Origin of the sequence: Halomonas sp. E19, assembly GCF_052439355.1 — a bacterium.
GTDB lineage: Bacteria > Pseudomonadota > Gammaproteobacteria > Pseudomonadales > Halomonadaceae > Halomonas.
This window is the reverse complement of record NZ_JBNFWU010000001.1, coordinates 407,711-433,894: the sequence shown is the minus strand read 5'-3', so window position 1 is coordinate 433,894 and position 26,184 is coordinate 407,711. Positions and strand designations below refer to the sequence as shown.

Annotated in this window: 17 protein-coding genes and 5 pseudogenes; 12 read left to right on the top strand and 10 right to left on the bottom strand. The window is 68.9% G+C overall.

Annotation, left to right across the window (positions count from 1 at the left end):
- Nucleotides 1-22: 22 nt before the first annotated feature.
- The 9 genes and pseudogenes from glgX (at nt 23) to ACUDAL_RS02325 (ending at nt 11,364) form a co-directional block, all read left to right on the top strand.
- Complete coding sequence (gene glgX / locus ACUDAL_RS02365) at nt 23-2,236, top strand: glycogen debranching protein GlgX (protein ID WP_444677007.1); 2,214 nt, start codon at nt 23-25, stop codon at nt 2,234-2,236.
- 110 nt (nt 2,237-2,346) lie between these two features.
- Nucleotides 2,347-3,477, top strand: a complete 1,131-nt coding sequence (locus ACUDAL_RS02360) for a maltotransferase domain-containing protein (protein ID WP_444677006.1) — start codon at nt 2,347-2,349, stop codon at nt 3,475-3,477.
- Nucleotides 3,450-4,304: a hypothetical protein gene (locus ACUDAL_RS02355; protein ID WP_444677005.1), complete on the top strand. Its 855-nt coding sequence runs from the start codon at nt 3,450-3,452 to the stop codon at nt 4,302-4,304. The genes ACUDAL_RS02360 and ACUDAL_RS02355 overlap by 28 nt, the downstream gene beginning before the upstream one ends.
- A gap of 31 nt (nt 4,305-4,335) precedes the next feature.
- Nucleotides 4,336-5,960: pseudogene (gene treS / locus ACUDAL_RS02350) on the top strand (maltose alpha-D-glucosyltransferase); the annotation flags it as partial.
- Complete coding sequence (locus ACUDAL_RS02345; protein WP_444679286.1) at nt 5,934-6,596, top strand: maltokinase N-terminal cap-like domain-containing protein; 663 nt, start codon at nt 5,934-5,936, stop codon at nt 6,594-6,596. The pseudogene treS and the gene ACUDAL_RS02345, both read left to right, overlap by 27 nt.
- Nucleotides 6,557-7,570, top strand: a pseudogene (locus ACUDAL_RS02340) (putative maltokinase); the annotation flags it as partial. The gene ACUDAL_RS02345 and the pseudogene ACUDAL_RS02340, both read left to right, overlap by 40 nt.
- Nucleotides 7,571-7,698: 128 nt before the next feature.
- Nucleotides 7,699-9,891: a 1,4-alpha-glucan branching protein GlgB gene (gene glgB / locus ACUDAL_RS02335; RefSeq protein ID WP_444677004.1), complete on the top strand. Its 2,193-nt coding sequence runs from the start codon at nt 7,699-7,701 to the stop codon at nt 9,889-9,891.
- Between the two features lie 79 nt (nt 9,892-9,970).
- Nucleotides 9,971-11,005: an MFS transporter gene (locus tag ACUDAL_RS02330; RefSeq protein WP_444677003.1), complete on the top strand. Its 1,035-nt coding sequence runs from the start codon at nt 9,971-9,973 to the stop codon at nt 11,003-11,005.
- Nucleotides 11,005-11,364, top strand: coding sequence for a hypothetical protein (locus ACUDAL_RS02325; protein WP_444677002.1), 360 nt, complete (start codon nt 11,005-11,007; stop codon nt 11,362-11,364). Before ACUDAL_RS02330 ends, ACUDAL_RS02325 begins: the two co-directional genes overlap by 1 nt.
- Before the next feature lie 10 nt (nt 11,365-11,374).
- On the opposite strand, the gene ACUDAL_RS02320 is transcribed toward ACUDAL_RS02325, so the two are convergent.
- From ACUDAL_RS02320 to doeA, 8 genes and pseudogenes are all read right to left on the bottom strand, one after another.
- The gene (locus ACUDAL_RS02320) at nt 11,375-12,064 is read right to left on the bottom strand and encodes a haloacid dehalogenase type II (RefSeq protein WP_444677001.1); all 690 of its coding nucleotides are present in this window, start codon (nt 12,062-12,064) and stop codon (nt 11,375-11,377) included.
- A 76-nt stretch (nt 12,065-12,140) separates the two neighbouring features.
- Nucleotides 12,141-13,100 (bottom strand): cyclodeaminase, encoded by a 960-nt coding sequence (locus tag ACUDAL_RS02315; RefSeq protein ID WP_444677000.1) that lies wholly within the window; start codon nt 13,098-13,100, stop codon nt 12,141-12,143.
- A gap of 32 nt (nt 13,101-13,132) precedes the next feature.
- On the bottom strand, nt 13,133-14,188 hold the full coding sequence (eutB, locus tag ACUDAL_RS02310; RefSeq protein ID WP_444676999.1) for a hydroxyectoine utilization dehydratase EutB: 1,056 nt from the start codon (nt 14,186-14,188) through the stop codon (nt 13,133-13,135).
- A gap of 69 nt (nt 14,189-14,257) precedes the next feature.
- On the bottom strand, nt 14,258-15,682 hold the full coding sequence (locus tag ACUDAL_RS02305; RefSeq protein WP_444676998.1) for an aminotransferase: 1,425 nt from the start codon (nt 15,680-15,682) through the stop codon (nt 14,258-14,260).
- Between the two features lie 196 nt (nt 15,683-15,878).
- Nucleotides 15,879-17,378, bottom strand: a complete 1,500-nt coding sequence (locus tag ACUDAL_RS02300; RefSeq protein WP_444676997.1) for an NAD-dependent succinate-semialdehyde dehydrogenase — start codon at nt 17,376-17,378, stop codon at nt 15,879-15,881.
- Between the two features lie 212 nt (nt 17,379-17,590).
- Nucleotides 17,591-18,037 (bottom strand): annotated as a pseudogene (locus tag ACUDAL_RS02295) (Lrp/AsnC family transcriptional regulator); the annotation flags it as partial.
- 63 nt (nt 18,038-18,100) lie between these two features.
- Nucleotides 18,101-19,113: pseudogene (doeB, locus tag ACUDAL_RS02290) on the bottom strand (N(2)-acetyl-L-2,4-diaminobutanoate deacetylase DoeB).
- 114 nt (nt 19,114-19,227) lie between these two features.
- Nucleotides 19,228-20,425: pseudogene (gene doeA, locus ACUDAL_RS02285) on the bottom strand (ectoine hydrolase DoeA).
- Between the two features lie 207 nt (nt 20,426-20,632).
- On the opposite strand from doeA, the gene ehuR reads away from it, so the two are divergent.
- Together ehuR and ACUDAL_RS02275 are read left to right on the top strand one after the other, a co-directional pair.
- Entirely contained in the window at nt 20,633-22,039 is a 1,407-nt protein-coding gene (gene ehuR, locus ACUDAL_RS02280; RefSeq protein WP_444676996.1) for a MocR-like ectoine utilization transcription factor EhuR, read from the top strand.
- Between the two features lie 41 nt (nt 22,040-22,080).
- The gene (locus ACUDAL_RS02275; protein WP_444676995.1) at nt 22,081-23,016 is read left to right on the top strand and encodes a 2-hydroxyacid dehydrogenase; all 936 of its coding nucleotides are present in this window, start codon (nt 22,081-22,083) and stop codon (nt 23,014-23,016) included.
- A gap of 58 nt (nt 23,017-23,074) precedes the next feature.
- Here the strand turns inward: ACUDAL_RS02275 and ACUDAL_RS02270 are convergent, their stop codons facing one another.
- The gene (locus ACUDAL_RS02270; RefSeq protein WP_444676994.1) at nt 23,075-24,904 is read right to left on the bottom strand and encodes a methyl-accepting chemotaxis protein; all 1,830 of its coding nucleotides are present in this window, start codon (nt 24,902-24,904) and stop codon (nt 23,075-23,077) included.
- A complete protein-coding gene (locus tag ACUDAL_RS02265; protein WP_444676993.1) occupies nt 24,879-25,064 on the bottom strand; it encodes a hypothetical protein in 186 nt (61 codons plus the stop codon). Before ACUDAL_RS02265 ends, ACUDAL_RS02270 begins: the two co-directional genes overlap by 26 nt.
- 436 nt (nt 25,065-25,500) lie before the next feature.
- Between ACUDAL_RS02265 and ACUDAL_RS02260 the strand changes: the two genes are divergently transcribed.
- The gene (locus ACUDAL_RS02260) at nt 25,501-26,175 is read left to right on the top strand and encodes a hypothetical protein (protein WP_444676992.1); all 675 of its coding nucleotides are present in this window, start codon (nt 25,501-25,503) and stop codon (nt 26,173-26,175) included.
- Nucleotides 26,176-26,184: the final 9 nt, after the last annotated feature.

Below are 26,184 nucleotides of genomic sequence, written 5' to 3'. Positions count from 1 at the left end.
GCCGCAGCCAAGGATGGAGACGATGGACACCAAGGAAGGACCGCAACAGAGCGCCCGGGCGGTGGCCATCGACGAATCGCCCGGAGTGATTCGTCGCTCGCGCATTCGCGAAGGCCTACCGTTCCCGCTAGGCGCGACCTGGGACGGGCTGGGCGTCAACTTCGCCCTGTTCTCAGCCCATGCCACCAAGGTGGAGCTGTGCCTGTTCGACGACACCGGTCGCCAGGAGCTCGAACGCATCGAGCTGCCGGAATACACCGACGAGGTGTGGCACGGCTACCTGCCCGATGCCCGGCCAGGCCAGCTCTACGGCTACCGGGTCCACGGGCCCTACGAGCCCGAGGCGGGGCACCGCTTCAACCCCAACAAGCTGCTGCTCGACCCTTATGCCAAGCAGATCGTCGGCGAGCTGGCCTGGGACGAGGCGCTGTTCGGCTACACCATCGGCCACCCCGACGGCGACCTGAGCTTCGACGAACGCGACAGCGCACCGTACATGCCGCGCTGCCGGGTGATCGACCCCGCCTTCACCTGGGGGCGCTCGCGTGACGTGCAGCTGCCGTGGGATCGCACCATCCTCTACGAGACCCACGTGCGCGGCTACACCATGCGCCATCCCTCGGTGCCGGACTCGCTGCGCGGCACCTTCTCGGGGCTGATGGTCAACGAGGTGGTGGACTACATCCAGTCGCTGGGGGTCTCCTCGGTGGAGCTGCTGCCGGTCCACGCCTTCGTCGACGACCAGCACCTGCTCGAACGCGGACTGCGCAACTACTGGGGCTACAACACCCTGGGCTTCTTCGCGCCCCATTCGCGCTACCTCTCGGGCGACAGCATCAACGAGTTCAAGCAGATGGTGGCGCGCTACCATGCCGCCGGGCTCGAGGTGGTGCTCGACGTGGTCTACAACCATACCGCCGAAGGCAACGAGCTGGGCCCCACCCTGTCGCTCAAGGGCATCGACAACGCCTCCTACTACCGCCTGCTGCCCGACCAGCCGCGCTACTACATCGACGACACCGGCACCGGCAACACCCTCAACCTGAGCCACCCGAGGGTGCTGCAGATGGTCACCGACTCGCTGCGCTACTGGGCCACCGAGATGCGCGTCGACGGCTTCCGCTTCGACCTGGCCACCATCCTCGGCCGCGAGCCCCACGGCTTCGACGAGGGCGGCGGCTTTCTCGACTCCTGCCGTCAGGACCCGGTACTGAGCCAGGTCAAGCTGATCGCCGAGCCGTGGGACTGCGGGCCGGGCGGCTACCAGGTCGGCGGCTTCCCGCCGGGCTGGGCGGAGTGGAACGACCGCTTCCGCGACACCACCCGCGCCTTCTGGCGCGGCGACGAAGGCCAGCTGGCCGACTTCGCCTCGCGGCTGATGGGCTCCGCCGACCTGTTCGACCGCCGCGGCCGGCGCCCCTTCGCCTCGGTCAACTTCGTCACCGCTCACGACGGCTACACCCTGCATGACCTGGTGGCCTATCAGGACAAGCACAACGCCGCCAACGGCGAGGACAACCAGGACGGCCACGACCACAACCTGTCCTTCAACCACGGCGTGGAAGGCCCTACCGACGACCCCGAAGTCCAGGCGCTGCGCCTGCGCCAGATCCGCAACTTCCTGGCCACGGTGCTGTTCGCCCAGGGCACCCCGATGCTGCTGGCCGGCGACGAGCTGCTGCGCACCCAGCAGGGCAACAACAACGCCTACTGCCAGGACAACGAGATCAGCTGGCTCGACTGGAACCTGAACGGCGAGGCCCACGCCCTGATCGAGTACGTGCGCACCCTGATCCGGCTGCGCCTGCGCTATCCCATCCTGCGTCGCGGGCGCTTCCTGTCCGGCGAATACAACGAGGAGATGGGGCTCAAGGAGGTGACCTGGCTGGCCGCCGACGGCAGCGAGATGGACGTGGAGCGCTGGGAGGACCCCGCCACGCGCAGCCTGGGGCTGCTGCTCGACGGCCGGGCACGCCCCTCGGGCATTCGCCGCGCCGGCGACGACCGTTCGCTGCTGCTGCTGTTCAATGCGCAGCCCGAGCCGCTGGTCTTCCTCCTGCCCGACGTGCCGCGCGGCAGCGGCTGGATATGCCGGCTCGACACCTGCCTCAGCAAGACGCAGGTGCCCGAGCCGTGGCCGTTCGGCGAGCGCTATCAGATGGAGGGCCGCTCGCTGACCCTATTCGAGCTGGTGCAGGAACCCGACCGGCACCCCGATGCGGGGTCCGAAGCTTGAGCCTTACGCCCTGAGCCCCTGGGCCTCGGCCAGTGGCCGCGACGCCAAGAGGAACATGCGATGACAACACCCCTACTCCCGCCAATGCGTCGACCGCCCACGAGGCGGTGATGGCGGCCATTCATGCACCGCGTATCGCCATCGAGGCCGTACAGCCGTCGCTCGACCACGGGCGCTTTGCGGCCAAGGCCAGCGTCGACGAACCGGTGACGGTGAGCGCCGTCATTTTCGCCGACGGCCATGACGTGCTGGCTGCCGCGGTGTGCTGGCACGACGACCTCGGCCAGCAGCAGCGCGTGCCGATGCAGCTGGTCAAGCCGCTGGGCCGCGACCTGTGGGAAGCCCGCTTCACGCCGCGGCGCATCGGCAGGCACGGCTTCATCATCGAGGCCTGGTGGGATCTCTACGGCACCTACCGTCACGAGCTGGCCAAGAAGCACCAGGCCGGCGTGCCGGTGGAGCTCGAGCTGGAGGAAGGCCGGCGCCTGGTGGTGGCCGCCGCCGAACGCAGCGAAGGCGAACTGAAGGCGGCGCTGGAGGCGCGGCTAGACCGCTTCGCGTCGCTCGATGGCGACGACACCCGGGTGGCACTGCTGCTCGACGAGGAGACGCTGCAGCTGATGCAGGCGGCCGATGAGCGCCCCCACCTGACCCGCAGCGACGCCCACTACCCGCTCGACGTGGAGCGCCTGGCGGCCCGCTTCGCCAGCTGGTACGAGCTGTTCCCGCGCTCGGAAACCGACCACCCGAGTCGCCACGGCACCTTCGACGACGTGCGCAAGCGCCTTCCGGCGATCCGCGACATGGGCTTCGACGTGCTCTATTTTCCGCCGATCCACCCCATCGGTCGGACCCACCGCAAAGGCCCCAACAACACGCTGACGGCCGGGCCGGACGACCCCGGCAGCCCCTACGCCATCGGCAGCCACGAAGGGGGCACGAGGCGATTCACCCCGAGCTCGGCAGCCGCGAGTCGTTTCGTGAGCTGGTCGCCGACGCCGCCGACCACGGCCTGGAGATCGCGCTGGACTTCGCCATCCAATGCTCGCCGGACCACCCCTGGCTCGCCGAGCACCCCGGCTGGTTCTCCTGGCGTCCCGACGGCTCGATCCGCTACGCCGAGAACCCGCCCAAGAAGTACCAGGACATCGTCAACGTCGACTTCTATGCCGAGGACGCGCTGCCGGCACTGTGGCTGGCGCTGCGCGACGTGGTGCAGGGCTGGGTCGACGAAGGCGTGAAGATCTTTCGCGTCGACAACCCCCACACCAAGCCGCTGCCGTTCTGGGAGTGGCTGATCGCCGACATCCGCGCCCGCGACCCGGCGGTGATCTTCCTCTCCGAGGCCTTCACCCGCCCGGCGATGATGCTGCGCCTCGGCAAGCTGGGCTTCACCCAGGGCTACACCTACTTCACCTGGCGCCACACCAAGGCCGAGCTGACGGAGTACTTCACCCAGTTGAACGCGCCGCCGCTGCGCGACGGCTTTCGCCCCAACTTCTTCGTCAATACCCCCGACATCAACCCCTATTTCCTGCAGTCCTCCGGCCGGCCGGGGTTCCTGATCCGGGCCGCGCTGGCCACCCTGGGCTCGGGGCTATGGGGCATGTACTCCGGCTTCGAGCTGTGCGAGGGCGCGCCGCTGCCGGGCAAGGAGGAGTACCTCGATTCCGAGAAGTACGAGATTCGCCCGCGCGACTACAGCGCCCCGGGCAACATCCGCTACGAGATCACCCAGCTCAACCGCATCCGCCGCGAGAACCCGGCCCTGCAGACCCACCTGGGACTGGCCTTCCACCCCGTGCACAACGACAAGCTGCTGTTCTTCAGCAAGCGCACCCCCGACCAGACCAACGTGATCCTGGCGCTGGTATCGCTGGACCCGTTCGAGGCTCAGGAGGGCACGCTGGAGCTGCCGCTATGGGAGTTCGAGCTGGGCGACGACGCACCGCTGCAGGTGGAGGATCTGATGCGCGGATACCGCTGGACCTGGCACGGCAAGTGGCAAACGGTGCGCCTCACCCCCGAGCAGCCGTTTGCCGTGTGGCGCATTCATCCGCTGCGCTAAGCCTATCGACGACAGCAGGGAGACACAGCCGATGATGGATACCCGCAGCGAGAGTCAGCCCGTGGCGGCCGCCGACTTTCTCACCGACCCGCTCTGGTACAAGGACGCGGTGATCTACCAGGTGCACGTCAAGTCCTTCTTCGATGCCAACAACGACGGCATCGGCGACTTCGAGGGCCTGATCCAGAAGCTCGACTACATCGAGAGCCTGGGCGTGAACACGATCTGGATCCTGCCCTTCTACCCTCGCCGCGCCGCGACGACGGCTACGACATCGCCGAGTACACCGGCGTGAGCCCCGACTACGGCACCCTGGCGGACGCCCGGCGCTTCATCGACGAGGCGCACCGCCGCGGCCTGCGCGTGGTGACCGAGCTGGTCATCAACCACACCTCCGACCAGCACGAGTGGTTCCAGCGTGCGCGCCAGGCGCCGCCGGGCTCGCCCGAGCGCGACTTCTACGTGTGGTCCGACACCGACCTGAAGTACCCCGGCACGCGCATCATCTTCCTCGACACCGAGACCTCCAACTGGACCTGGGACCCGGTGGCGGGCGCCTACTACTGGCACCGCTTCTACTCCCACCAGCCGGACCTGAACTTCGACAACCCCCAGGTGCTCGACGAAGTGCTCAAGGTGATGGCGTACTGGCTCGACCTGGGGGTCGACGGCCTGCGCCTGGACGCCATTCCCTACCTGGTCGAGCGCGAGGGCACCAACAACGAGAACCTGCCCGAGACCCACGTGGTGCTGAAGCAGATCCGCGCGGTGATCGACGAGCGCTACCCCGACCGCATGCTGCTGGCCGAGGCCAACCAGTGGCCGGAGGACACCCGGCCCTACTTCGGCGAGGGCGACGAGTGCCACATGGCGTTCCATTTCCCGCTGATGCCGCGCATGTACATGGCGCTGGCCCAGGAGGACCGCTTCCCGATCACCGACATCCTGCGTCAGACGCCGGAGATTCCCCCCAACTGCCAGTGGGCGATCTTCCTGCGCAACCACGACGAGCTGACGCTGGAGATGGTCACCGACCGCGAGCGCGACTACCTGTGGAACCACTACGCCGCCGACCGCCGCGCGCGCATCAACCTCGGCATTCGCCGCCGCCTGGCACCGCTGCTGGAGCGCGACCGGCGGCGCATCGAGCTGCTCAACAGCCTGCTGCTGTCGATGCCGGGCACGCCGGTGCTCTACTACGGCGACGAGATCGGCATGGGCGACAACATCTACCTCGGCGACCGCGACGGCGTGCGCACGCCGATGCAGTGGTCGGTGGACCGCAACGGCGGCTTCTCCCAGGCCGATCCGGCGCGCCTGGTGCTGCCGCCGATCATGGACCCGCTGTACGGCTACCAGGCGGTCAACGTCGAGACCCAGCAGCGCGACCCCCATTCGCTGCTCAACAGCATGCAGCGGCTGCTCGCGGTGCGCCGCCAGCATCGCGCCTTCAGCCGCGGCGCCATGCGCCTGCTCTACCCGGCCAACCGCCACATCCTGGCCTACCTGCGGGTGATGACCGATGCGAGCGGCGAGCCGGAAACGCTGCTGTGCGTGGCCAACATGGGGCGCAGCGCCCAGGCGGTAGAGCTCGATCTCTCGGCCCATGCCGGCCAGGTGCCGGTCGAGATGGTCGGCGGCAGCGCCTTCCCGCCGATCGGCCAACTGCCCTACCTGCTCACGCTGCCGCCCTACGGCTTCTACTGGTTCCAGCTCGCCCCGCCCTCGGCCATGCCCGAGTGGCACCAGCCCACCCCGGAGCCGATGCCGGAGTACGCCACCCTGGTGATCAAGCGCCACCTCGAGGAGCTGCTCCAGCCCGCCTCGCGCCGGCTGCTGGAGACCGAGACCCTGCCCAGCTACCTGCCCAAGCGCCGCTGGTTCGCCGCCAAGCAGTTTGCCATCGAGGGCGTTCGCCTGCTCTACGTCACGCGTCTGGAGCCGAGCCAGCACATGATGCTGCTGTGCGAACTGGAGGTCGACCACGCCCAGGGCAGCGAGCGCTACCAGCTGCCGCTGGCGTTCCTCGGCGAGGAGGCGCTGAACGGCGCCCTGCCCCAGCAGCTCGCCCTGGCCCGCGTGCGCCGCTTCCATGAGGTGGGCCTGCTGACCGACGCCCTGACCCTGGACGAGTTCCCGCTCGCCGTGCTTGCCGCCCTGCGCGAGGCCGCCAGCCTGCCCTGCGGCGACGGCGAGCTGCGCTTCGTGCCCACCCCTCGCTGGCCGGGATCGAGCTGCCCGAGCAGCCCGAGGTGCTGCGCCAGGCGGCGGAGCAGTCCAACACCTCGGTGATCATTCACCAGCAGCTGGTACTGAAACTGTTTCGCCGCCTCGAACCGGGGCTGCACCCCGAGGCCGAGATCGGCCGCTTCCTGAGCGAGCGGGGCTATCGCAATACCGCACCGCTGCACGGCGAGGTGACCCGCTTCGACGCCGACGGCAACCCCCAGACGCTGATGATCCTGCAGGGCTTTATCGACAACCAGGGCGACGCCTGGGCCTGGACCCGTGCCACCCTCGAGCGCGCCATCCGCGAGGCCGGCGGCTATCGCGCCCTGGAGCCGGAGCCGAGCGGCGAGGCCCTTGGCTATGGCGCCATCGACGAGCTCAAGACCTTCGCCGCCACCCTCGGCCGCCGCCTGGGCGAGCTGCACAGCGTGCTGGCCGGGCCCAGCGACGACCCCGCCTTCACCCCCGAAGTGGCAGGCCCGGAACGCGTGTCGCTGTGGACCCAGCGCGTGACGGCACGGCTGTCGGAAGCGCTGGCGCTGCTCGAAGGCCACCGCGACGAGGTCGACGAGGCCGACCAGCCGCTGGTCGACCTGGTGCTGCACGAGCGCGACACCCTCGAGCAGGCCATCACGCAGATGGCCGCCATGGCCGAAGGCAGCCTGGTCACCCGCATTCACGGCGATCTCCACCTGGGCCAGGTGCTGGTGGCCCACGACGACGCCTACATCATCGACTTCGAAGGCGAGCCGGCGCGTCCGCTGGAAGAGCGGCGCGCCAAGGACAGCCCGCTGCGCGACGTGGCCGGCATGCTGCGCTCCTTCGCCTACGCCTACGCCAAGATCGAAGCGTCGCGCCCCGGCCAGGAGGCCGGCGAGGCCCAGGCGGAAGCCAGCCACGAGGTCACCGAGCGCTTCCTGATCCTGAGCCGCCAGGAGTTTCTCAACGCCTACTGGCAGGCCACCCTGGAGCTGCCCCACGAATGGCTGCGCCCGAGCGGGGCGGCGGCCGCCGTCGATCTCTTCGTGCTGGAGAAGACAGCCTACGAGATCGCCTATGAAGCAGCCAACCGCCCGGCCTGGCTGAGCGTGCCCTGCGCGGCCTGGCCGCCATTGTCGAGCAACTGCAGACGGGAGACTCCCATGACTGACCTGACCGCCTCCCCGTGCGCGACCGGGCGCTATGGCTGTCGCCGGACGACGCCGAGGCGCTGGTCCGCGGTACCCACGGCAACCCCTTCGCGGTGCTCGGTATCCATGCGCCCGACGACGGCGCCCCGCTGCTGCGCGTGTTCCTGCCCGGGGCGCTGGGCGTCGATGTGCTCGATCGCCACAGCGGCGCGGTGCGCTGCCACCTCACCGCGCTGCAGGTGCCGGGACTGTTCGCCGCCCGCCTGCCGCATGCCGCCCCCTACGCGCTGCGCATTCGCTGGCCGCAGGGCGAGCAGCTCACCGAGGACCCCTACAGCTTCGGCCTGCTGCTGGGCGAGATGGACCTCTACCTGATCGGCGAGGGCAACCATCGCCGCCTCGGACACTGCCTGGGCGCCCAGGCCATGGAGGTGGAGGGCGTGCCCGGCGTGCGCTTCGCCGTGTGGGCACCGAACGCCCGGCGCGTCTCGGTGGTGGGCCAGTTCAACAGCTGGGACGGGCGCCGCCATGTCATGCGCCTGCGCCATCCCGCCGGGGTGTGGGAGCTGTTCGTGCCGCGCCTGGCGCCCGGTGAGCCGTACAAGTACGAGATCTGTGACGTCAACGGCGAGCTCGGGCTGCGCGCCGACCCGGTGGCGCAGGCGACCGAAGCGCCACCGCGCACCGCCTCGGTGGTGGCCGACCCCACGCCCTTCGCCTGGCACGACGAGGCCTGGATGGCGCAGCGCGGCGAGCGCCAGGGCAAGGACCGGCCGATCAGCGTCTATGAGGTACACGCCGCCTCGTGGCGCAAGCACGGCGGCGACAACGGCGAGTTCTACCACTGGCGCGAGCTGGCCGAGCACCTGATCCCTTACGTCAAGGCGCTGGGCTTCACCCACCTCGAGCTGCTGCCGATCATGGAGCACCCCTTCGGCGGCTCCTGGGGCTACCAGCCGCTGGGGCAGTTCGCTCCCAGCGCCCGCTTCGGCAGCCCGGCCGACTTCGCCGCCTTCGTCGACGCCTGCCACCAGGCCGAGCTCGGGGTGATCCTCGACTGGGTGCCGGCCCACTTCCCCACCGACCCCCACGGCCTGGCGCGCTTCGACGGCACCGCGCTGTACGAGTACGCCCACCCCTTCGAGGGCTTCCACCAGGACTGGGATACCTACATCTACAACCTGGGCCGGCGCGAGGTGCACGGCTTCATGCTCGCCTCGGCGCTGCACTGGCTGAGGCACTTCCACGTCGACGCGCTGCGCGTGGATGCGGTGGCCTCGATGCTCTACCGCGACTACTCGCGCCAGGACGGCGAATGGATACCCAACCGCCACGGCGGCCGCGAGAACCTCGAAGCCATCGACTTCCTGCGCCACCTGAACGAGGTGGTGGCCGAGGAAGCGCCGGGCGCAGTAGTGATCGCCGAGGAGTCCACCGCCTGGCCCGGCGTCACCCAGCCAACCGAGGAGGGCGGCCTGGGGTTCGCCTACAAGTGGAACATGGGCTGGATGCACGACACCCTGGAGTACATCGCCAGGGACCCGGTGTATCGTGCCTACGCCCACCACGAGATGACCTTCCCCATGGTCTACGCCTTCTCGGAGCGCTACGTGCTGCCGATCTCCCACGACGAGGTGGTGCACGGCAAGGGCTCGCTGCTCGGCAAGATGCCCGGCGACGACTGGCAGAAGTTCGCCAACCTGCGCGCCTACCTCGGGGTGATGTGGACCCAGCCCGGCAAGAAGCTGCTGTTCATGGGCTGCGAGTTCGGCCAGTGGCGCGAGTGGAGCCACGACCGCGAGCTCGACTGGTGGCTGCTCGACGAGCCTCGTCATGCCGGCATTCACCGTCTGGTGGGAGACCTCAACCGGCTCTATGCCACGCAGCCCGCACTGCACTCCCTCGACTGCGAGCCGACCGGCTTCACCTGGGTGATCGGCAACGACGAGACCAACAGCGTGTTCGCCTGGCTGCGTACCGACAGCGCGGGCGAGCCGCTGCTGGTGGTAGCCAACATGACCCCGGTGCCGCGCCAGGGCTACAGCATCGGGGTGCCGCGCGGCGGCGACTGGGAGGAGCTGTTCAACAGCGACGCCGAGTGCTACGGCGGCAGCAATCTCGGCAACCTGGGGCGGCTGACGGCCGGCGAGGCGCCGCTGCACGGCCAGGCCGCCCATCTCACCATGATCCTGCCGCCGCTGGCTGTGCTGATCCTGCGCCCGTGCTGAGCGCTGCGGCAAACCTACGACTCGGGGTGGCGCCATGCCACCCCGACGCCATTTCTGCTGGACAAGGAGAGTGATGCAAATGTGGACGCTTCTGCATCCGATTCGCTCACTGCTATGGAGTGTTGCCCTGCTGCTGCTCGGCAACGGGCTGATCAATACCCTGCTGACCCTGCGCGGCACCGACGAGGGTTTCTCATCGACGGTGGTGGGCCTGATCATGTCGGCCTACTTCATCGGCTTCACCTGCGGCACCTGGGTCAGCGGCCGGCTGATCCGGCGTGTCGGGCATATCCGCGCCTTCGCCTTCTGCGCCGCGCTGTGCGCCTCGGGCGCGCTGCTGCACATCATCTTCGTCGACCCCTGGGTGTGGGTCGTGCTGCGCTTCTTCTACGGCCTGGCCTTCGTCACCCTGATGACGGTGGTCGAGAGCTGGCTCAACGGCCAGGCGGCCAGCCACCAGCGCGGACGCATCTTCGCCGTCTACATGCTGGTCAACCTGGGGGCAATCGCCGCGGCCCAGCAGATCCTGCGCCTGGATACGCCTGGCGGCTTCCTGCTGTTCGCCGTCACCGCGATCCTGATCAGCTGGGCGCTGCTGCCGATCACCCTAACCCGCCGCCAGCAGCCGGCGGTGCCCGAAACCGCCACCAGCAGCCTCAAGGCGCTGATCGGCTTCGCACCGCTGGCGGTGGCGGCCTCGGTGCTCTCGGGGCTGGCCATGGGCGCCTTCTGGGGCATGGCGCCGCTCTATGCACGCCAGCTGGGCTGGAGCGCCGGTGACGTGGGCATGCTGATGAGCGTGACCATCCTCGGCGGGGCGCTGCTGCAGCTGCCCATCGGGCGCTTCTCCGACAAGCACGACCGCGCGCAGGTAATGACCTGGGTGGTGGTCGCCGCCGCGGCGCTGGCCGCACTGATGCCCTTCGCCCCCAACCAGACGGCGCTGCTGGGGCTGTTCTTCCTGTGGGGCGGGGCCTCGTTCGCCATCTACCCGCTGGCGGTGGCGCAGCTGATCGACCAGCTGCGCCCCGAGGAGGTGGTCTCGGCCTCGACGGACATGCTGGTGACCCAGGGGCGGGCAGCGCGCTGGCGCCGATCCTTGCCGGCGCGCTGATGGGCGCACTCGGCCCCCAGGCGCTGCCGCTCTACATCGCCGCGGTGCTGGCGCTGCTCGGTGTCTATGCGCTTTTCCGCCGGCGGCACGTCTCCGCGCTGGTCTACGGCCACCCCGCCCACTTCGAGCCAATGACCCAGACCAGCCCGCTGGCGCTGGAGATGATGTATGACGACGCCCAGCCCGACCTGTTCGATGAGCCGTTCAATGACGTAGACGATCACCGATCTGGTGCAGGCGGTCGAGGCGCCGACAGCGATGACGATGACAGCGACGACCTCGGCAGCGCCGCCTTCGCCAAGCCCGGCGTCGACGAGGTGCCGCCGCGGCCCTCTCCCAGCGCCCGCCGGCACGAGTGACCGCGCCGGTTCAGCCCAGCCGGTTCGCCAGCGCTACCAGGTCGGGAACGGTCAGGTCCGGCTCGATGCCCCAGGGGTCGAAGGGGGCATCGAGGCTGCGCCGCACCCAGGCGGCGTGCAGCCCGGCGTGGCGGGCACCGATCACGTCGAAGGGGTTGCTGGAGATCAGCCAGGTGTCGCCGGGGGCGACGTCAAGGCGGTTGCGCAGATACGCATAGACGGCGGGGTCGGGCTTGAAGCGCTTGACCTCGTCGACGCTGATCACGTCCTCGAAGCGCTCGCGCAGCCCGGCCTGTTCGAGCAGGCCGTCCACCGCCTCGAAGGTGCCGTTGGAAAAGGCCACGCAGCGCATGCCGGCCGCCGACAGCCGCGCCAGCGCCTCGGTAGCCTCGGGGAAGGCCGGCAGCCGTGCGTAGACCGCCATCAGGTGCTCCTTGTCGACGTCTGCGAGCTGGGCCTGCAGTGCCCGGTCGGTGAAGTCCAGCGCCTCGCGGGTGCACTGCCCGAAGGGCACATAGGCGCCCATCAGGCCGCGGCGAAAGCTGTACTCCAGCTGCTTGTCGCGCCAGCGTCGCGAGAACTCGGCGGCCATGCCTTCCTTGCCGCTGCGCCCGAGCCGGGCTTCCAGTTCGGTGACCACGCCGTGGGTGTCGATCAGGGTGCCGTAGACGTCGAAGGCCAGAACCGTCGTCGCTGCCATCTGCTTTGCTCCTGGTGCAAGGACTCAGCGCACAGCATGGGCGCTACCGCGCCGGGGCTCAAGCCGGCGCGTGCGCTCAGGCCCGGTGACCCGCCAGCTGCGCCAGGGCGAAGCTGGCGATGGCGGTGTCCTGCACGCCGGTGCCGGTGAGGTCGCACAGGGTAATGGCCGCCTCGGCGTTTCGCAGCCGCTCACCCCGTTCGATCACCCGGCCCAGCTCATGCACCGCAAACGGCGGCTCGCGTCCCGCGTTGGCAAAGACCTTGAGCTCACCGTTGTGCTCACTCTGGGCGCGCGTATCGCAGACGACGGCGTCGGCGCGGGTCAGCACCGATTCATCGAGCTCGCGCTTGTCGGGGCTGTCCGAGCCCATGGCGGTAACGTGCACGCCCTCGGGCAGGTCGCGGGCGAACAGCAGCGGCTGCCGCGAGGGCGTGGTGGTGACGATGATGTCGGCCCGGGCACAGGCGGCGTGCACGCTGTCGTGCACGGTGACCTCGAAGCCCTGGCCGCGCATCGCCTCGGCATAGGCCTCGGCCGCTTCGCGGCGACGCGCCCAGACGTCCAGGGTGTCGACGTTGCGCACCAGGCGCAGCGCCTCGACCTGATGCCTGGCCTGCTCGCCGGCGCCGAGCACCGCCACGCGGCGGCTCTCCTGGCGGGACAGATGCTTGGCGGCGATCGCGCCGGCCAGGGCGGTGCGCACCAGGGTCAGGTAGCCCTCGTCGAACAGCACCGCCTCGACCCGGCCGGTCTCGGCGGAGAACAGCATCATCAGCCCGCTCAGGCTCGGCAGGCCGCGCTTTGGATTGTCGAAGGCGCCGCTGCTGACCTTGATCGCGTAGTGCGGCCAGCCGCGGATATGCGCGGTCTTGACGTCGACCTCGCTGTTGAACTCCTCCATGGCCATCGACAGGATCGGCGGCTGTACCGCCTCGCCGCGCCCCAGAGCGGCGAAGCCCGCCTCGACCTGGCGCAGCGCCTCGTGGTCGATGCCCACCGCAGCCTCGATCTCATCGCGTCGATAGAGCTTCATCCCTTCCTCCTGGTTGGTCTGTGCTGTTCGCCTCAGCGCCCGCACAGGGCGCGCGCCCTGTCCAGCGTCTCCAGCGCCACGCCGTTGCCTGAGAGCACCAGCACCACCCGCTGGCCGCGCACGTCGATGCCCCCTTCGCACAGGGCGGCCAGCCCCACCGCCGCGGCCCCTTCCACCAGCAGCTTCTCATGCTCGAGGAGGTCGACCATGGCCTGGGCGATGGCCGCCTCCGAGACCTGGTGGTGGTCGTCCATTACCTCGCGCACCAGCGCGAAGGTGCAGCGATTGTCGAGGCCGATGCCGCCGCCCAGCGAATCGGCCAGGCTCTCGACCTCCTCCACCGCCACGGGGCGCCCCGCCTGCAGGCTCTGCCACATGGCCGCGCCGCGGGAGAGGCTGACGCCGGTGAGGCGGGTCTCGGGGCGGATGGCCTTCACCGCCGCACCGATGCCGCCCAGCAGCCCGCCGCCGGAAAGCGCCACCACCACCCGGTCGAGCTCCGGCGCGTCCTCCATCAGCTCCAGGCCGATGGTGCCCTGCCCGGCCGCGATCAGCGGATCGTCGAAGGGCGGAATCAGCGTCATGCCACGCTCGCGGATCAGCCGCTCGACCTCGCCGAAGGCCTCGTCCTGGCTCTCGCCCACGCGCCTGACCTCGGCGCCCAGCGCCTCGATGGCGGCGACCTTGTTGGCCGGTACCAGGCGCGACAGACAGACCGTCGCCGGCACGCCGAGCCGCGCCGCCGCGTACGCCACCGCGCGGCCGTGGTTGCCGGTGGACGCGGTGACCACGCCGGCGGCCAGAGCCTCGCGACCGTGGCGCTCGACCAGCGCGGCGATCATGTTGGCGGCACCGCGCAGCTTGAAGGCGCCGGTGGGCTGTAGGGTTTCCAGCTTGAGCAGAATCTCGGCATCGAAGCGACGCGACAGGGCCTGGGAGCGGACCAGCGGGGTACGAACCGCCTGGCCGGCGATACGGCGGCGGGCCTGGTAGATCGAGGCGAGGAAACCGCGTGCTCGGAATGGGTCATGGGAAGTCTCGCAGGTCGCCGTGGTGCCCTCATGGCCGATGCCCTTCAGCCTAGACAATCGGCCGGGCCAAAGAAAACAAGGCCACGGGGTTGCCCCCGTGGCCTTGGCGGGATTGCTCCGGCGCGCTCAGCTCAGCGACATGGCGGCCTTGACCACGCCCTCGCGCACCAGCTCGTCGGTGACCCGGTTCACCGCCCGCTCGGCGCGGGCGACGATCTCGTCGACCTCGGCGCGGGTCGTCACCAGCGGCGGGGCAAAGCCGAGGATGTCGCCCTGGGGCATGGCGCGGGCGATCAGGTTCTCGTCCAGCGCCGCCGCGGCGATGCGCGCACCGACCTTGTGCGCGGCGTCGAAATGCGCGCGCTTGGCCGGGTCGACGGAGAACTCCAGTGCCGCCAGCATGCCTACGCCGCGCACGTTGCCGACGATGGGGTGCTCGCCGAAGGCGGCCTGCATCTGCTGCTGCAGGTAGGCGCCGGTTTCGGCGGCGTTGGCGGTCAGGCCTTCACGCTCGATGATCGCCAGATTGGCCAGCGCCGCGGCGCAGCCGAGTGCGTGGCCGGAGTAGGTCCAGCCGTGGCCGATGGGGCCGTACTGGCCGGTGCCCTGCTCCAGCACCTTCCATACGCGGTCGCCGACGATCACGCCGGAGAGCGGCTGGTAGGCGCTGGTCAGGCCCTTGGCCACGGTGATCAGGTCGGGCTTGATACCGTAGTAGTGGCTGCCGAAGTCGGCGCCGATACGGCCGAAGCCGCATACCACTTCGTCGGCGATCAGCAGCACGTCGTACTTGGCCAGCACCGCCTGGATCGCCTCCCAGTAGCCTTCCGGCGGCGGCACGATGCCGCCGGTGCCGAGCACCGGCTCGCCGATGAAGGCGGCCACGGTATCGGGACCTTCGGCCAGGATCATCGCTTCCAGCTGCTGCGCGCAGAACTGCGAGAACTCGCGCTCGCTCAGGCCCTGCTGCTCGGCGGCGCGCTGGTAGTAGTGCGGCGCCTCGGTGTGCAGGATACCGGCCAGCGGCAGGTCGAACTGGTCGTGGAACGCCTTGAGGCCGGTCAGCGAGCCGGTGGCCAGGCCCGAGCCGTGGTAGCCGCGCTGGCGCGAGATGACCTTCTTCTTCTGCGGGCGACCGAGCACGTTGTTGTAGTAGCGCACGATCTTGAGCTGGGTCTCGTTGGCGTCACTGCCGCCCAGGCCGTAGTAAACCTTGGACATGCCGGGGCCGGCGAGCGCGAGGATCTTCTCGGACAGCGCGATCTGCGGCTCGTTGGAGTGGCCCACGTAGGTGTGGTAGTAGGAGAGCTCCAGCGCCTGCTGGTAGATCGCCTCGGCCACCTCGGTGCGGCCGTAGCCGATGTTGACGCAGTACAGCCCGGCGAAGCCGTCGATGAACTCGCGGCCGTCCTTGTCGACGATGTGGATGCCCTTGCCGCCGGTAATCACCCGGCCCGGCGCGTCGCCGTGGGCGAAGTCGCGCAGATGGGTGGAGGCGTGGAAGGTGACCTTGCGGTCGCGCTCGATCAGATCGCGGTGCTGCTGGTTCATTAGGCTCTCTCTTCTCCAATGCCCCGCCGCAGCGGGGAGATGTTCAATTCGTTTCTATTGCTCAAGGTTGGGCTGCCGAGCCGGGAGCTCTGCGAGCAAAGGCCTGGCTAGGCGAAGCGCTGCCGGGAACGCGGAGTGGTCTTTAGTCCATGAGCAGTTCACGGTAGCGGTTCAACAACGCCAGGCCGAAGCGCAGCTAGCTCCCAGAAACAGACCCCAAAGCCCCCAGGCAGTAATACTTGGTCTCGAGATACTCATCGATCCCCGTGATGCCGCCCTCGCGGCCCAGCCCCGACTGCTTGACGCCGCCGAAGGGCACCGGCGGGCCGGTCATCTTCACCGAATTGACGCTGACCATGCCGTACTCCAGCGCCCGCAGCAGCTTCCAGATGCGACGAATGTCGTGGGTGTAGACATAGGCCGCCAGACCGTACTCGGTGTCGTTGGCCATGGCGATGACCTCGTCGTCGTCGCGGTAGGCGGTCACGCCGGCCACCGGGGCGAAGTTCTCCTCGCGCCAGACTTTCATCTCGGGCGTTACGCCGGTGAGCAGCACGGGCATGAAGAAGTTCTCGCCCGGGGCCTCGGCCTGGTCGCCGGCCACCAGCGTCGCGCCGCGGGAGATGGCGTCGTCGACGATGGCCGCCGCCTTCTCCACCGCCTGGCGATGGATCAGCGGGCCCAGGTCGATCTCGCTCTCCAGGCCGTTGCCGACGGTGAGCGCCGCCATGCGCTCGGCAAAGTGTTCGACGAACTCATCGTGGATCGATTCGTGCACCAGGATGCGGTTGGCCGCCAGGCAGTCCTGACCGGCGGTCTGGAACTTGGCCGCCACCGCGGCCAGGGCCGCCTCCTTGGGGTCCATGTCGGGGCCGACGATGAACGGCGCGTTGCCGCCCAGTTCCAGCGAGACGCGCTTCACCGTCTGGGCGCTTTGCTCCAGCAGCAGCCGGCCGACCCGGGTGGAACCGGTGAAGGATAGCGCCTTGACGCGCTCCTCGGCACACAGAATTCGGGAAACTTCCGCAGGCTCGCCCAGCACCACGTTGAAGACGCCTGCCGGGATGCCGGCACGCTCGGCCAGCTCGGCCAGCGCCAGCGCCGAGAACGGCGTCTCGCCGGCCGGCTTGACGATCACCGTGCAGCCGGCGGCCAGGGCGGCGGCGGCCTTGCGGGTGATCATCGCCAGCGGGAAGTTCCACGGCGTGATCAGCGCGGCGATGCCCACCGGCTCCTTGAGCGTGCCCAGGGCGGCATTGGGGATGTGGCTGGGAATGGTCTCGCCGAAGGTGCGCTTGCCCTCCTCGGCGAACCAGCGCACGAAGCTGGCGCCGTACTCCACCTCGCCGCGGGCATCGGGCAGCGGCTTGCCCTGCTCCAGGGTCATGATGCGTGCGAGATCCTCGCGGTTGGCCTGCAGCAGGTCGTGCCAGGCCATGAGCCGTTCGGCACGCTCGTCGGCGCGCAGCGCCCGCCAGTGCTTGAAGGCGACATCGGCGGCATCCACCGCCTCGCGGACCTGGTGCGCTTCGAGCCAGGGAATGTGGCCAATGGCATCGCCGGTAGCGGGATCGAACACGGCTTCCTCGCGGCCGCCTTCGCCGTGGGTCCACCTGCCGTTCACGTAGGCGTGCTGCCGGAACAGGCGTGGATCGTCAAGCATGGTGGACAGCGTCCGGAACAGCTTCATGTTCATGCAGCACCTCCCCTAGACTCGGCGCATCCTCTGCGTCGCCGAGCGTGGCAAAACGAGCGAGCAGCCGGCGGCTGCTCGATGGGTACAGGGTAAGGGGAAGCGGCGGGGAGGACTTTTCGATCGCCGCCGTGGGCGATGCGGTTTTTTGTCCTTTCGGACAAAGTGAGCGTTTTTTCTGGCGCCCGCTCAGGCCAGGCTTTCGGGGCTGAGGAAGGGGTCTTCTGCTTGACCGCTTTGGTCACGATATAGGTGAAGTAGCGCTCGATGCCGACATCGGAGGTCAGCCACTCGTCGATCAGCCGCTGGTAGGCGTCGACGGAGTCGGCCTCGACCTTCAGCAGGTAGTCGACCCCGCCACCCACCGCCACGCACTCGGTGACCTCGGGGGTGTCGCGCACCAGCGCCTCGAAGCGGGCAAAGCTCTCGGCATTGTGCTGCTTGAGTTCGATCTGCACCCATACCGGGGTACGCTTGACCAGCGCATCGGGGTTGAGGCGCGCGCTGTAGCCCTGGATGACGCCGGCCTGCTCCAGCCGCCGCACCCGCTCCCAGCAGGGGCTGACCGAGAGGTTGATCGCCTCGGCCAGCTTCGATTTGGTGATGCGCCCGTCGCGGGACAGGATCTCGAGAATCTTCAGGTCGTATCTGTCGAGCTTCATCGGTCTCTCTTTCTCATCGGGCCTGGCTTTCCGCCAGGCCCGTGGCCTGCACGCCGCCGCGGCCTAGCCCAGCGAATCGACGACGTCGGCGATCACGGCGATGGTGTCGCCCATGTTGACCAGCGCCGGGAAGCGCCGCGCCGCCAGGATGCCGTCGCGCCCGGCGCGGTACTCCACCGGTGCGGCGCCGCTGCGGGTGAGGTCGTAGACCCGCGCGATCACCTGGCCTTTTGCCACCCGGTCGCCCAGCGCCAGGGTCAGCTCCAGCAGGCCGGTATGCTCGCTCTGCACGTAGCAGCTGGCATCCGGCATGTCGAGATAGACCTGCGGCTCGGCGGGCATCTCCACCTCGCCCTCGATGAGGCCGAAGTGGATCAGGAAGTTGCGCACGCCGCGCTCGGTGAGGGCCAGGCTCTCGGGGGTCGAGGTGCCGCCGCCGCCCAGCTCGGTGGCCACGAACACCTTGCCCTGGCTCTCCACCGCGGTGTCGAACAGCGCCGCGGCATCGAGTTCGAACATCATCATGGCGTAGGGGGCGCCGAACGCCTTGGCCCCTTCCAGGGCCTGGCGCTGCTGCTCGGGGTCATCGAGCACGTGAGAGGCACCGAACGGGATGATGTCCAGGGTGCGACCGCCGGAGTGCAGGTCGAGCACCACGTCGGCCAGCGGCACCAGCTCGCGAGTGAAGTAGTCGGCGATCTTCTCGGTCACCGTGCCGTCGGGGTCGCCGGGGAAGCTGCGATTGAGGTTGCCGCCGTCCATCGGCGAGGTGCGCCGGCCGGCCATGGCCGCCGGCATGTTCATCATCGGCACGATGATCACGCGCCCGCTCACCTCTTCGGCGCGCAGGGTGTTGGCCAGCTTCAGCAGCGAGGTGATGCCCTCGTACTCGTCGCCGTGGTTGCCGCCGGTCAGCAGCGCCGTGGGGCCCGCGCCGTTCTTGACCACGGTGACCGGGATCATTACCGCCCCCAGGCCGACTCGTCGGTGGAGATCGGCAGCTTGAGGAAGCCGTGCTGAACGCCGTCGGCCTCGAAGTCGACGGTGGCGCTGATCGGACTGGGTCGCTTGGTCATTTTCCTGGAACTCCTTGTGCTATGGGCAACTGCTCGGGGCGGTTCCGGCAACAGGCCTAACGCCTCTTCGGCTCGTCCCCGGCGCCTTTCGCGCTGGCAGTTGTCGCTTGCTTCTCAGCGCACGAACAGCTGGCGGGGAAAGTTGGCCAGCGCTTCGCAGCCGGTCTCGGTGATCAGGATACTCTCGGTGATCTCGAGCCCCCAGTCGTCCTGCCACAGGCCCGGCATGAAGTGGAAGGTCATGCCGGGTTCGAGGATGGTCTCGTCCGAGGGGCGCAGGCTCATGGTGCGCTCGCCCCAATCCGGTGGATAGCTGATCCCGATCGGGTAGCCGCAGCGTGCGCCGCCGCGGTCGAAGCCGTACTTGTCCATGGCCGCGCCCAGCGCCATGGCGATGTCGGCGGTGCGGTTGCCGGGCTTGGCCACGGCCAGGCCGTTCTCGATGCCTTCGAGCAGCGCCGATTCGGCGCGCACGAAGTCCTTCGGCGGCCGCCCCAGAAACACCGTGCGCGACAGCGGCGCGTGGTAGCGCTTGAACACGCCGGCGATCTCGAAGAAGGTGCCCTCACCCTCGCGGAAGGGGTGTCGTCCCAGGTCAGGTGGGGGCGGCGGCATCCTTGCCGGTGGGCAGCATGGGCACGATGGCCGGGTAGTCGCCGCCATAGACCTTACCGTTCTCGTCGACCCAACCTTCGATGCCGACCCGATAGATCTCCGACACCAGCTTGCTCTTGGGCAGGCCCGGCTCGATCACTTCGAGGATGCGCGAGTGCATGCCCTCGACGATCTTGCCGGCGATGCGCATGTAGGCGATCTCCTGGGGCGACTTGATCTTGCGGCACCAGTTGACCAGCGAGTTGGCATCCAGGAAGCGCGCATGGGGCAGCTCGCGCACCAGGCTCTGGTAGGCCTTGGCCGAGAAGTAGTAGTTGTCCATTTCCAGCCCCACCACGCCCTGATGCCAGCCGCGATCGGGCATGATCGACTGGGCCAGGTAGTCCATGGGGTGCATGTCCGGGTTCTGGACATAGTAGTCGGGGTAGTAGGTGATGTTGGCGGGGTCGAGCCAGCAGGTGCGCAGCGCCCCGTTGGCGTCCATCCTCCGCCCGTACCAGACCGGCTCGCCTTCCAGGCCCACCAGCACGCATTGATGCACATAGAAGGACCAGCCGTCGTAGCCGGTCAGCCAGGCCATGTTGGAAGGGTCGCTGATCACCAGCACGTCGATTCCGCGGCTGGCCATTTCGGCCCGCACCTTCCAGAGTCGGCTTGCGTATTCCTCACGAGTGAAGGGCAGGGATACCTGAGTCATTTGGCCACTCGCCATCGCATCACCAATAACCGGCCGTCTCCAGGGGAGAGGGCCGGGCCAAGGGCGGTCGCCGGGTGGTGCGAAGCCAGGCTGCCGCACCAGATTGTCCTGACCTTAAATCGCCAAAACCATGACAATCTGCGAACAAAACCGCTAAGCTGATAGTAGCACCGGCTATTGGCAGGCCGTCAAAGGCTTTATTGAATCATGACAATTGACCTGACCCCGTACCTGACGGATACGGGCCCCAAGTACCTGGCCATCGCTCGCGCCCTGTCGGAGGCGGTGCGTCAGGGCGAGCTCGTCCCCGGCACCCGGCTGCCGACCCACCGTCAGCTCGCCGAGGCGCTCGGCGTAAGCGTGCAGACGGTGTCGCGGGCCTACGCCCAGGCCGAGAAGATGGGCCTGGTCCAGGCGCGGGTCGGCAGCGGCACCTGGATCAACGCGCTGGACGACGCCCGCGAATCGGCCTATCTGCGCGCCCACGAGGCTCGCCACGAGGCGCCGCTGATCGATCTCTCCATCGCCCATGCGGTCTGCCCGCCCGGCCACCACCTGCGCTTTCGCCAGGCGCTGGCGGAGCTGGCCGAGTCGGCCAGCTCTGAGGTGATCAGCGCCTGTCGGCCCATCGCCGGCCTGCCCCACCAGCGCGAACGCGCCAGCGCCTGGCTACAGTCGCGCCTGCACGTGCCCGGCGAGATGGACGACCGCATCCTCTGCAACGGCGCCGCCCACGGCTTGATGCTGGCGATCTCCAGCGTGGTGCAGCACGGCGACCTGGTGCTGACCGAGGCGCTGACCGACCACGGCCTGATCGCGCTGTCGCGCACGCTCGGTTTTCAGCTGCGCGGCATCGCCATCGACGCCGAGGGCATTGTGCCGGAAGCGCTGGAACTGGCCTGCCAGCGCTTCAAGCCGCGCGCGCTCTACCTGACGCCGACCCAGCTCAACCCCACCGGGGCGACCATGGGCGAGGCCCGGCGCGACGCCGTGGCCGAGGTGCTGGCGCGCCATCGGGTGTGGCTGATCGAGGATGACGTCCACGCCCTGCTGGAGTCGCCGGGGCTGACCCCCATCGCAGCGCGAATCCCGCAGCTGAGCTTTCATGTCACCAGCCTGACCAAGGTCACCGTACCGGGCCTGCGCGCCGGCTACCTCACCGTGCCCCGCGGCCAGCTGCACCACGTGCTGCCGCGCATGCGTGCCACCACCTGGATGGCCACACCGCTGATCTTCGAGCTGGCCGACCGCTGGCTGGCCGACGGCAGCGTCGAGGCCATGGCCGCCGAACAGCGCGAGCTGCTCGGCCAGCGCCAGCGCCTGGCCGCGCGCCTGCTGCGCCAGCATGCGCTGGAATCGCGGCCCACCAGCCTGCATGTGTGGATCACCCTGCCCGACGCCTGGCGCGCCGAGGAGCTGCAGCAACTGGCCGAACAGGAGGGGCTGGCGATCACCACGGCGGTACCGTTCATGGTCGAGCAGACCCCGCCGCCCCGGCGGATCCGCGCAAGCCTGGGGGCGGAGCAGGACATCGTCCGCCTCGAGGAGGGGCTGCGGCGCCTGGCGGGCCTGCTCGACGAAGCGCCGCCGCCCATGATGCAGATCGTCTATTGACGGGCCTGCCCACCGAACACACCAGCGAACGAGGAGCCGCCATGCGAGTCCTGCTGCACATTGACGACATCGAAGCCTGGCGCGACGCCCTGGCCGAACGCTTGCCCGAGGCCAAGATTGTCACCGCCGACGATCCCGCCGACCAGCGCCGCGACGCCGACTACCTGGCGGTGTGGAAGCCGCCGCAGGCGCTGCTGGCCGAGCAGACCCGCGCTCGCGGCATCGTCAACCTTGGGGCCGGCGTGGATGCCCTGCTGAACAACCCGGCCCTTCCCGAGGGCGTGCCCATCGTCAAGCTGCGCGACGCCGGCATGGCCGAGCTGATCGGCGACTACGTGCGCTACGGGGTGCTGCACTTCCAGCGCGACTTCGACCGCTACCGGCGCCAGCAGGCCAGCCGCGAATGGCGCGAGCATGCCGTCACCGCCAAGCGCGACTGGCCGGTGGGCGTGCTCGGCCTTGGCGCCATCGGCAGCAAGGTGGCCGCCATGGTCGCCGCCGACGGCTTCCCGGTGCACGGCTGGAGCCGCTCGCCCAAGACGCTCGAGGGCATTAGCTGCCACCACGGCGACGCGGGCCTGGCCGAGCTGCTCGGCCAGGTGCGCACCCTGGTGCTGCTGCTGCCGGGCACAGCATCGACCCGCCATATCATCGACACCCGGGCGCTGGCCGCCCTGCCCGAGGGCGCCAGCCTGGTCAACCCCGGTCGCGGCAGCCTGATCGACGAGGCGGCGCTGCTTGCGGCGCTGGGTGAAGGCGAGCGGGAGGGCCGGCTGCGCGGCGCCATCCTCGACGCCTTCCCCGAGGAGCCGCTGCCCGAGGCGAGCCCGCTATGGTCACACCCACGCCTCTGGGTGACGCCGCACATGGCCGGCCCCACCCCGCTGCATGAAGCGGTCGACCAGGTGGCCGAGGCGATCCGCGCCTTCGAGGCCGGCGACACGCTGGAAACCGTCGACCCCGAGGCGGGTTACTGACGCCCCAACGCCAGCGGCGGGCCTGAGCCCGCCGCTATGTCCCGTCGTCTGCCTGAGCTCAGGCAAGCTGTGCCAGTCGCGGGGCAGGATCGCGGCTCAATGCCACCACCGGGCCTGACACGATCGACGCTCTCGCACCGCTGACCCGGAAGCGCGAGGTCAGCTCGGCCATGACGCCGGCCTGCTCATCCAGCGAGCGGCTGGCTGCCGCCACCTGCTCCACCAGCGCGGCGTTCTGCTGGGTGGTCTCCTCAAGCTGGGCCACCGCCTGGTTGATCTGCTCGATACCCGCCGACTGCTCGGTGGTGGCCGCCGACATGTCGGACACCAGGTTGGCCACATGGCGCACGCTGCGGGTGATTTCCGCCAGCGCCTCGTGGGTCTGTCCCACCAGGCCGTTGCCCACCTCGACGCGCTTGGCATTGTTGCTCACCAGCTGGCGAATGCGCTCGGCCTCCTCGGCGCTGCGGCTGGCCAGCTTGCGCACCTCGCCCGCTACCACCGCGAAGCCGCGGCCATGCTCGCCGGCCCGCGCCGCCTCCACCGAAGCGTTGAGCGCCAGCAGATTGGTCTGGAAGGCGATGCTGTCGATCGCCTCGACGATGGCGGTGATCTGCCGGTTGGCCTCGAAGATCCCCTGCATCGCCTGGCGCGCCTGGTCCGCCACCTGGCTGCCCTGCTCGGCGCGGGCCGCGGCCTCCTCGGTCATGCTCTGCGCCTGGCGCGCGCTGTCGGCCGACTGGCGCACCGTCGAGGTGATCTGCTCCATGCTGGTGGCGGTTTCCACCAGCGAGGAGGACTGCTCCTCGGTGCGGCTGGCTAGGTCCTCGTTGCCCTGGGCGATCTCGCTGCTGGCGCTGCCGACCCCCAGCGCACCCCGCTGGATATTGGCCACCAAAGCTTCCATGTGGGCGGTGGATTCGTTGAAGCCGGCGTAGAGCTGCGAAAGCTCGTCGCTGCCGGGCACCGCCAGCCGCTGTGTCAGGTCGCCGTCGCGGGTCTGGATCGAGGTCAGCGCGGCGCGCAGCGGCAGTACGATGCTGCGCACGATAGCCACCGAAAACGCCACCGCCGCCAGCACGCTGAGCAGGGTCGCGACCACGTAGAGGATCAGCGCATTGCGGGCCGCCGCGCTCAGCTCGGCCGCCTGTTCGCGCACGCTGGCGATCTGCGTCACTGCTACGTCGTTCAGCCGGTTGATCTTGCGCGTCTGGGTCTCGAACCAGCGCTGCGGGTCCAGCGAATAGCCGCCGTTGATGCCGCGGGTGAGCGCTATGCGACGCATCATCTCGAGCAGCGCCGCCTCTTCATGCGTCATGGCCGCAGCCAACAGCTCGACCAGGGCATCGTTGGCCAGCGCCTGGAAGCTCTTCATGAAGGCTTCCTCTTCTCCCAGCAGCAGCACGAACTGCTGGTAGGCTTCGTTGGACATGGCGTTGCTGGAGAAGGCCTGGGTCAGCACCGCCCGCTCCACGCCGGCCGTCTCCTTGAGCGACTGCAGGGCATGGTAGGCCGCCAGGCGGCTCGACACCCGGCCCTCGTTGGTAAACGAGGAAATCCTTCCCACCAGGCCCAGCAGCCCTTCCACCAGGCCGGTATAGGTCTCGATGACCTCGGCCTGGTTTACTTCCAGGCGGTCGATGCCGGGCCGCAGGCGAACGATGTCGGCCAGCCGCTGCTCGATCGCCCGGACATAGTCGGCCACCCGGGGGTCGGCGCTCATGGCCTCGGTTTCAGCTGCAAAGGAGCGAAAGCTCGCCAGCCGGCCATCGACCTGGGAGCGCTGCTCTGGCAGCTGTGTCGCAAAGCGCTCGCCGCGGCTGGAGAGGAAGCCGACCGACATGCCGCGCTCGACCTGCAGCTCATGGACCAGCGCTGCCGCTGGCATAGGCCAGGTCCGTGAGTCGCTGCATGTCGGCCATGTTGCTGGCGAACTGCTGGCGCTCGAGAATGCCGCTGCCGGCCAGCCACAGCAGCACCAGCAGCGGCAGGGCCAGGGCCAGCATGAACTTGCGCGACATGGGAATACGGTGGAGTAGGTTTTTCATGATCGTTGTCCTGCCGAACTCACTGATATCTGGTAGGGGAATCAACGGGACGAGGCATGTCGGCATGCCGTTGTTGTTGTGATATCCGTCGGCCGTAGCAACAGGCGCACGGCACCCGAAAGGAAGTGCCTGCCGCCTTCCCCACTACTTTCGGCGCAAAGATCCAGGGCTTGAGGTCGCCAGCCGGCGTTTAGGCACCCTTTCGTCAGCATTTGGCGATTTTTTGACCAGCGTCACGCTTCGCGCCTGTCGGCCGCAGGTGTCGCCTAAAAGCGTTGACGAGCCGTGAATTCGCCGTTCAACCCGTTCGATCGTTTTACCTTCGCCAGGCCAGCCTGCGGCACGAGCCAAGCGAGGAACTGCACAGCAAGGGGGAACCCTGGCCCGCCGGCGGGTTCCCAGCAGTGCCACTCCTCTTCATTTCAGGTAGCCCGACATGATGCGATTTCGACGCCGCCTTGCCCTGCTGGCCCTGGCCGTGCTGGCGCCGGCCCTTGGCCTCGGCGCCGCCCAGGCCGACGACGCGACGCTCACGCCATTCAGCGCCAGCTACCGGCTGGAGGTGAAGGGCTGGCCCAATGCCTCCATCGACCATCGCCTGAGCCGTGAAAGCGGGCACTGGCAGAGCCGCATGGAAGCCGCCATCGCCGTGGCACGAGGCAACGAGCAAAGCCGCTTCATCGAGACGCCGAAAGGCGTGCGTTCGGTGAACTATGCCAGCGGCTATTCGCTACTCGGCGTGCGGGGCAGCTATCGGCTGGGCAGCGACGAGCTGGGCGAACGCCTCGACCGCCAGGCGGCGCTGGTGGAGCTGTCGCGACGCGCGGCCAATGGCGGCTGCCAGGCCACGTGTCGCTTCGTCTACCAGGACCATCGCGGCCGTGAGGAGAGCGTCGACTATCGGATCGTCGAACGTGCCCCGCTCACGCTGCCGGCCGGGCGCTTCGACGCCGTCAAGGTGGAGGTGGTGGACCCCGAGACCCCGGATCGACAGCTGCTGTTCCACTTCCACCCCGAGATGCCGGGGCTGCTGCTGGCGGCGGAGTACCACCGCGAAGGCGAGCGGCGAAGCCGGTTGACGCTGCGCGCACTGGAAACGGAAGCGCCCTGATCCTTTCAG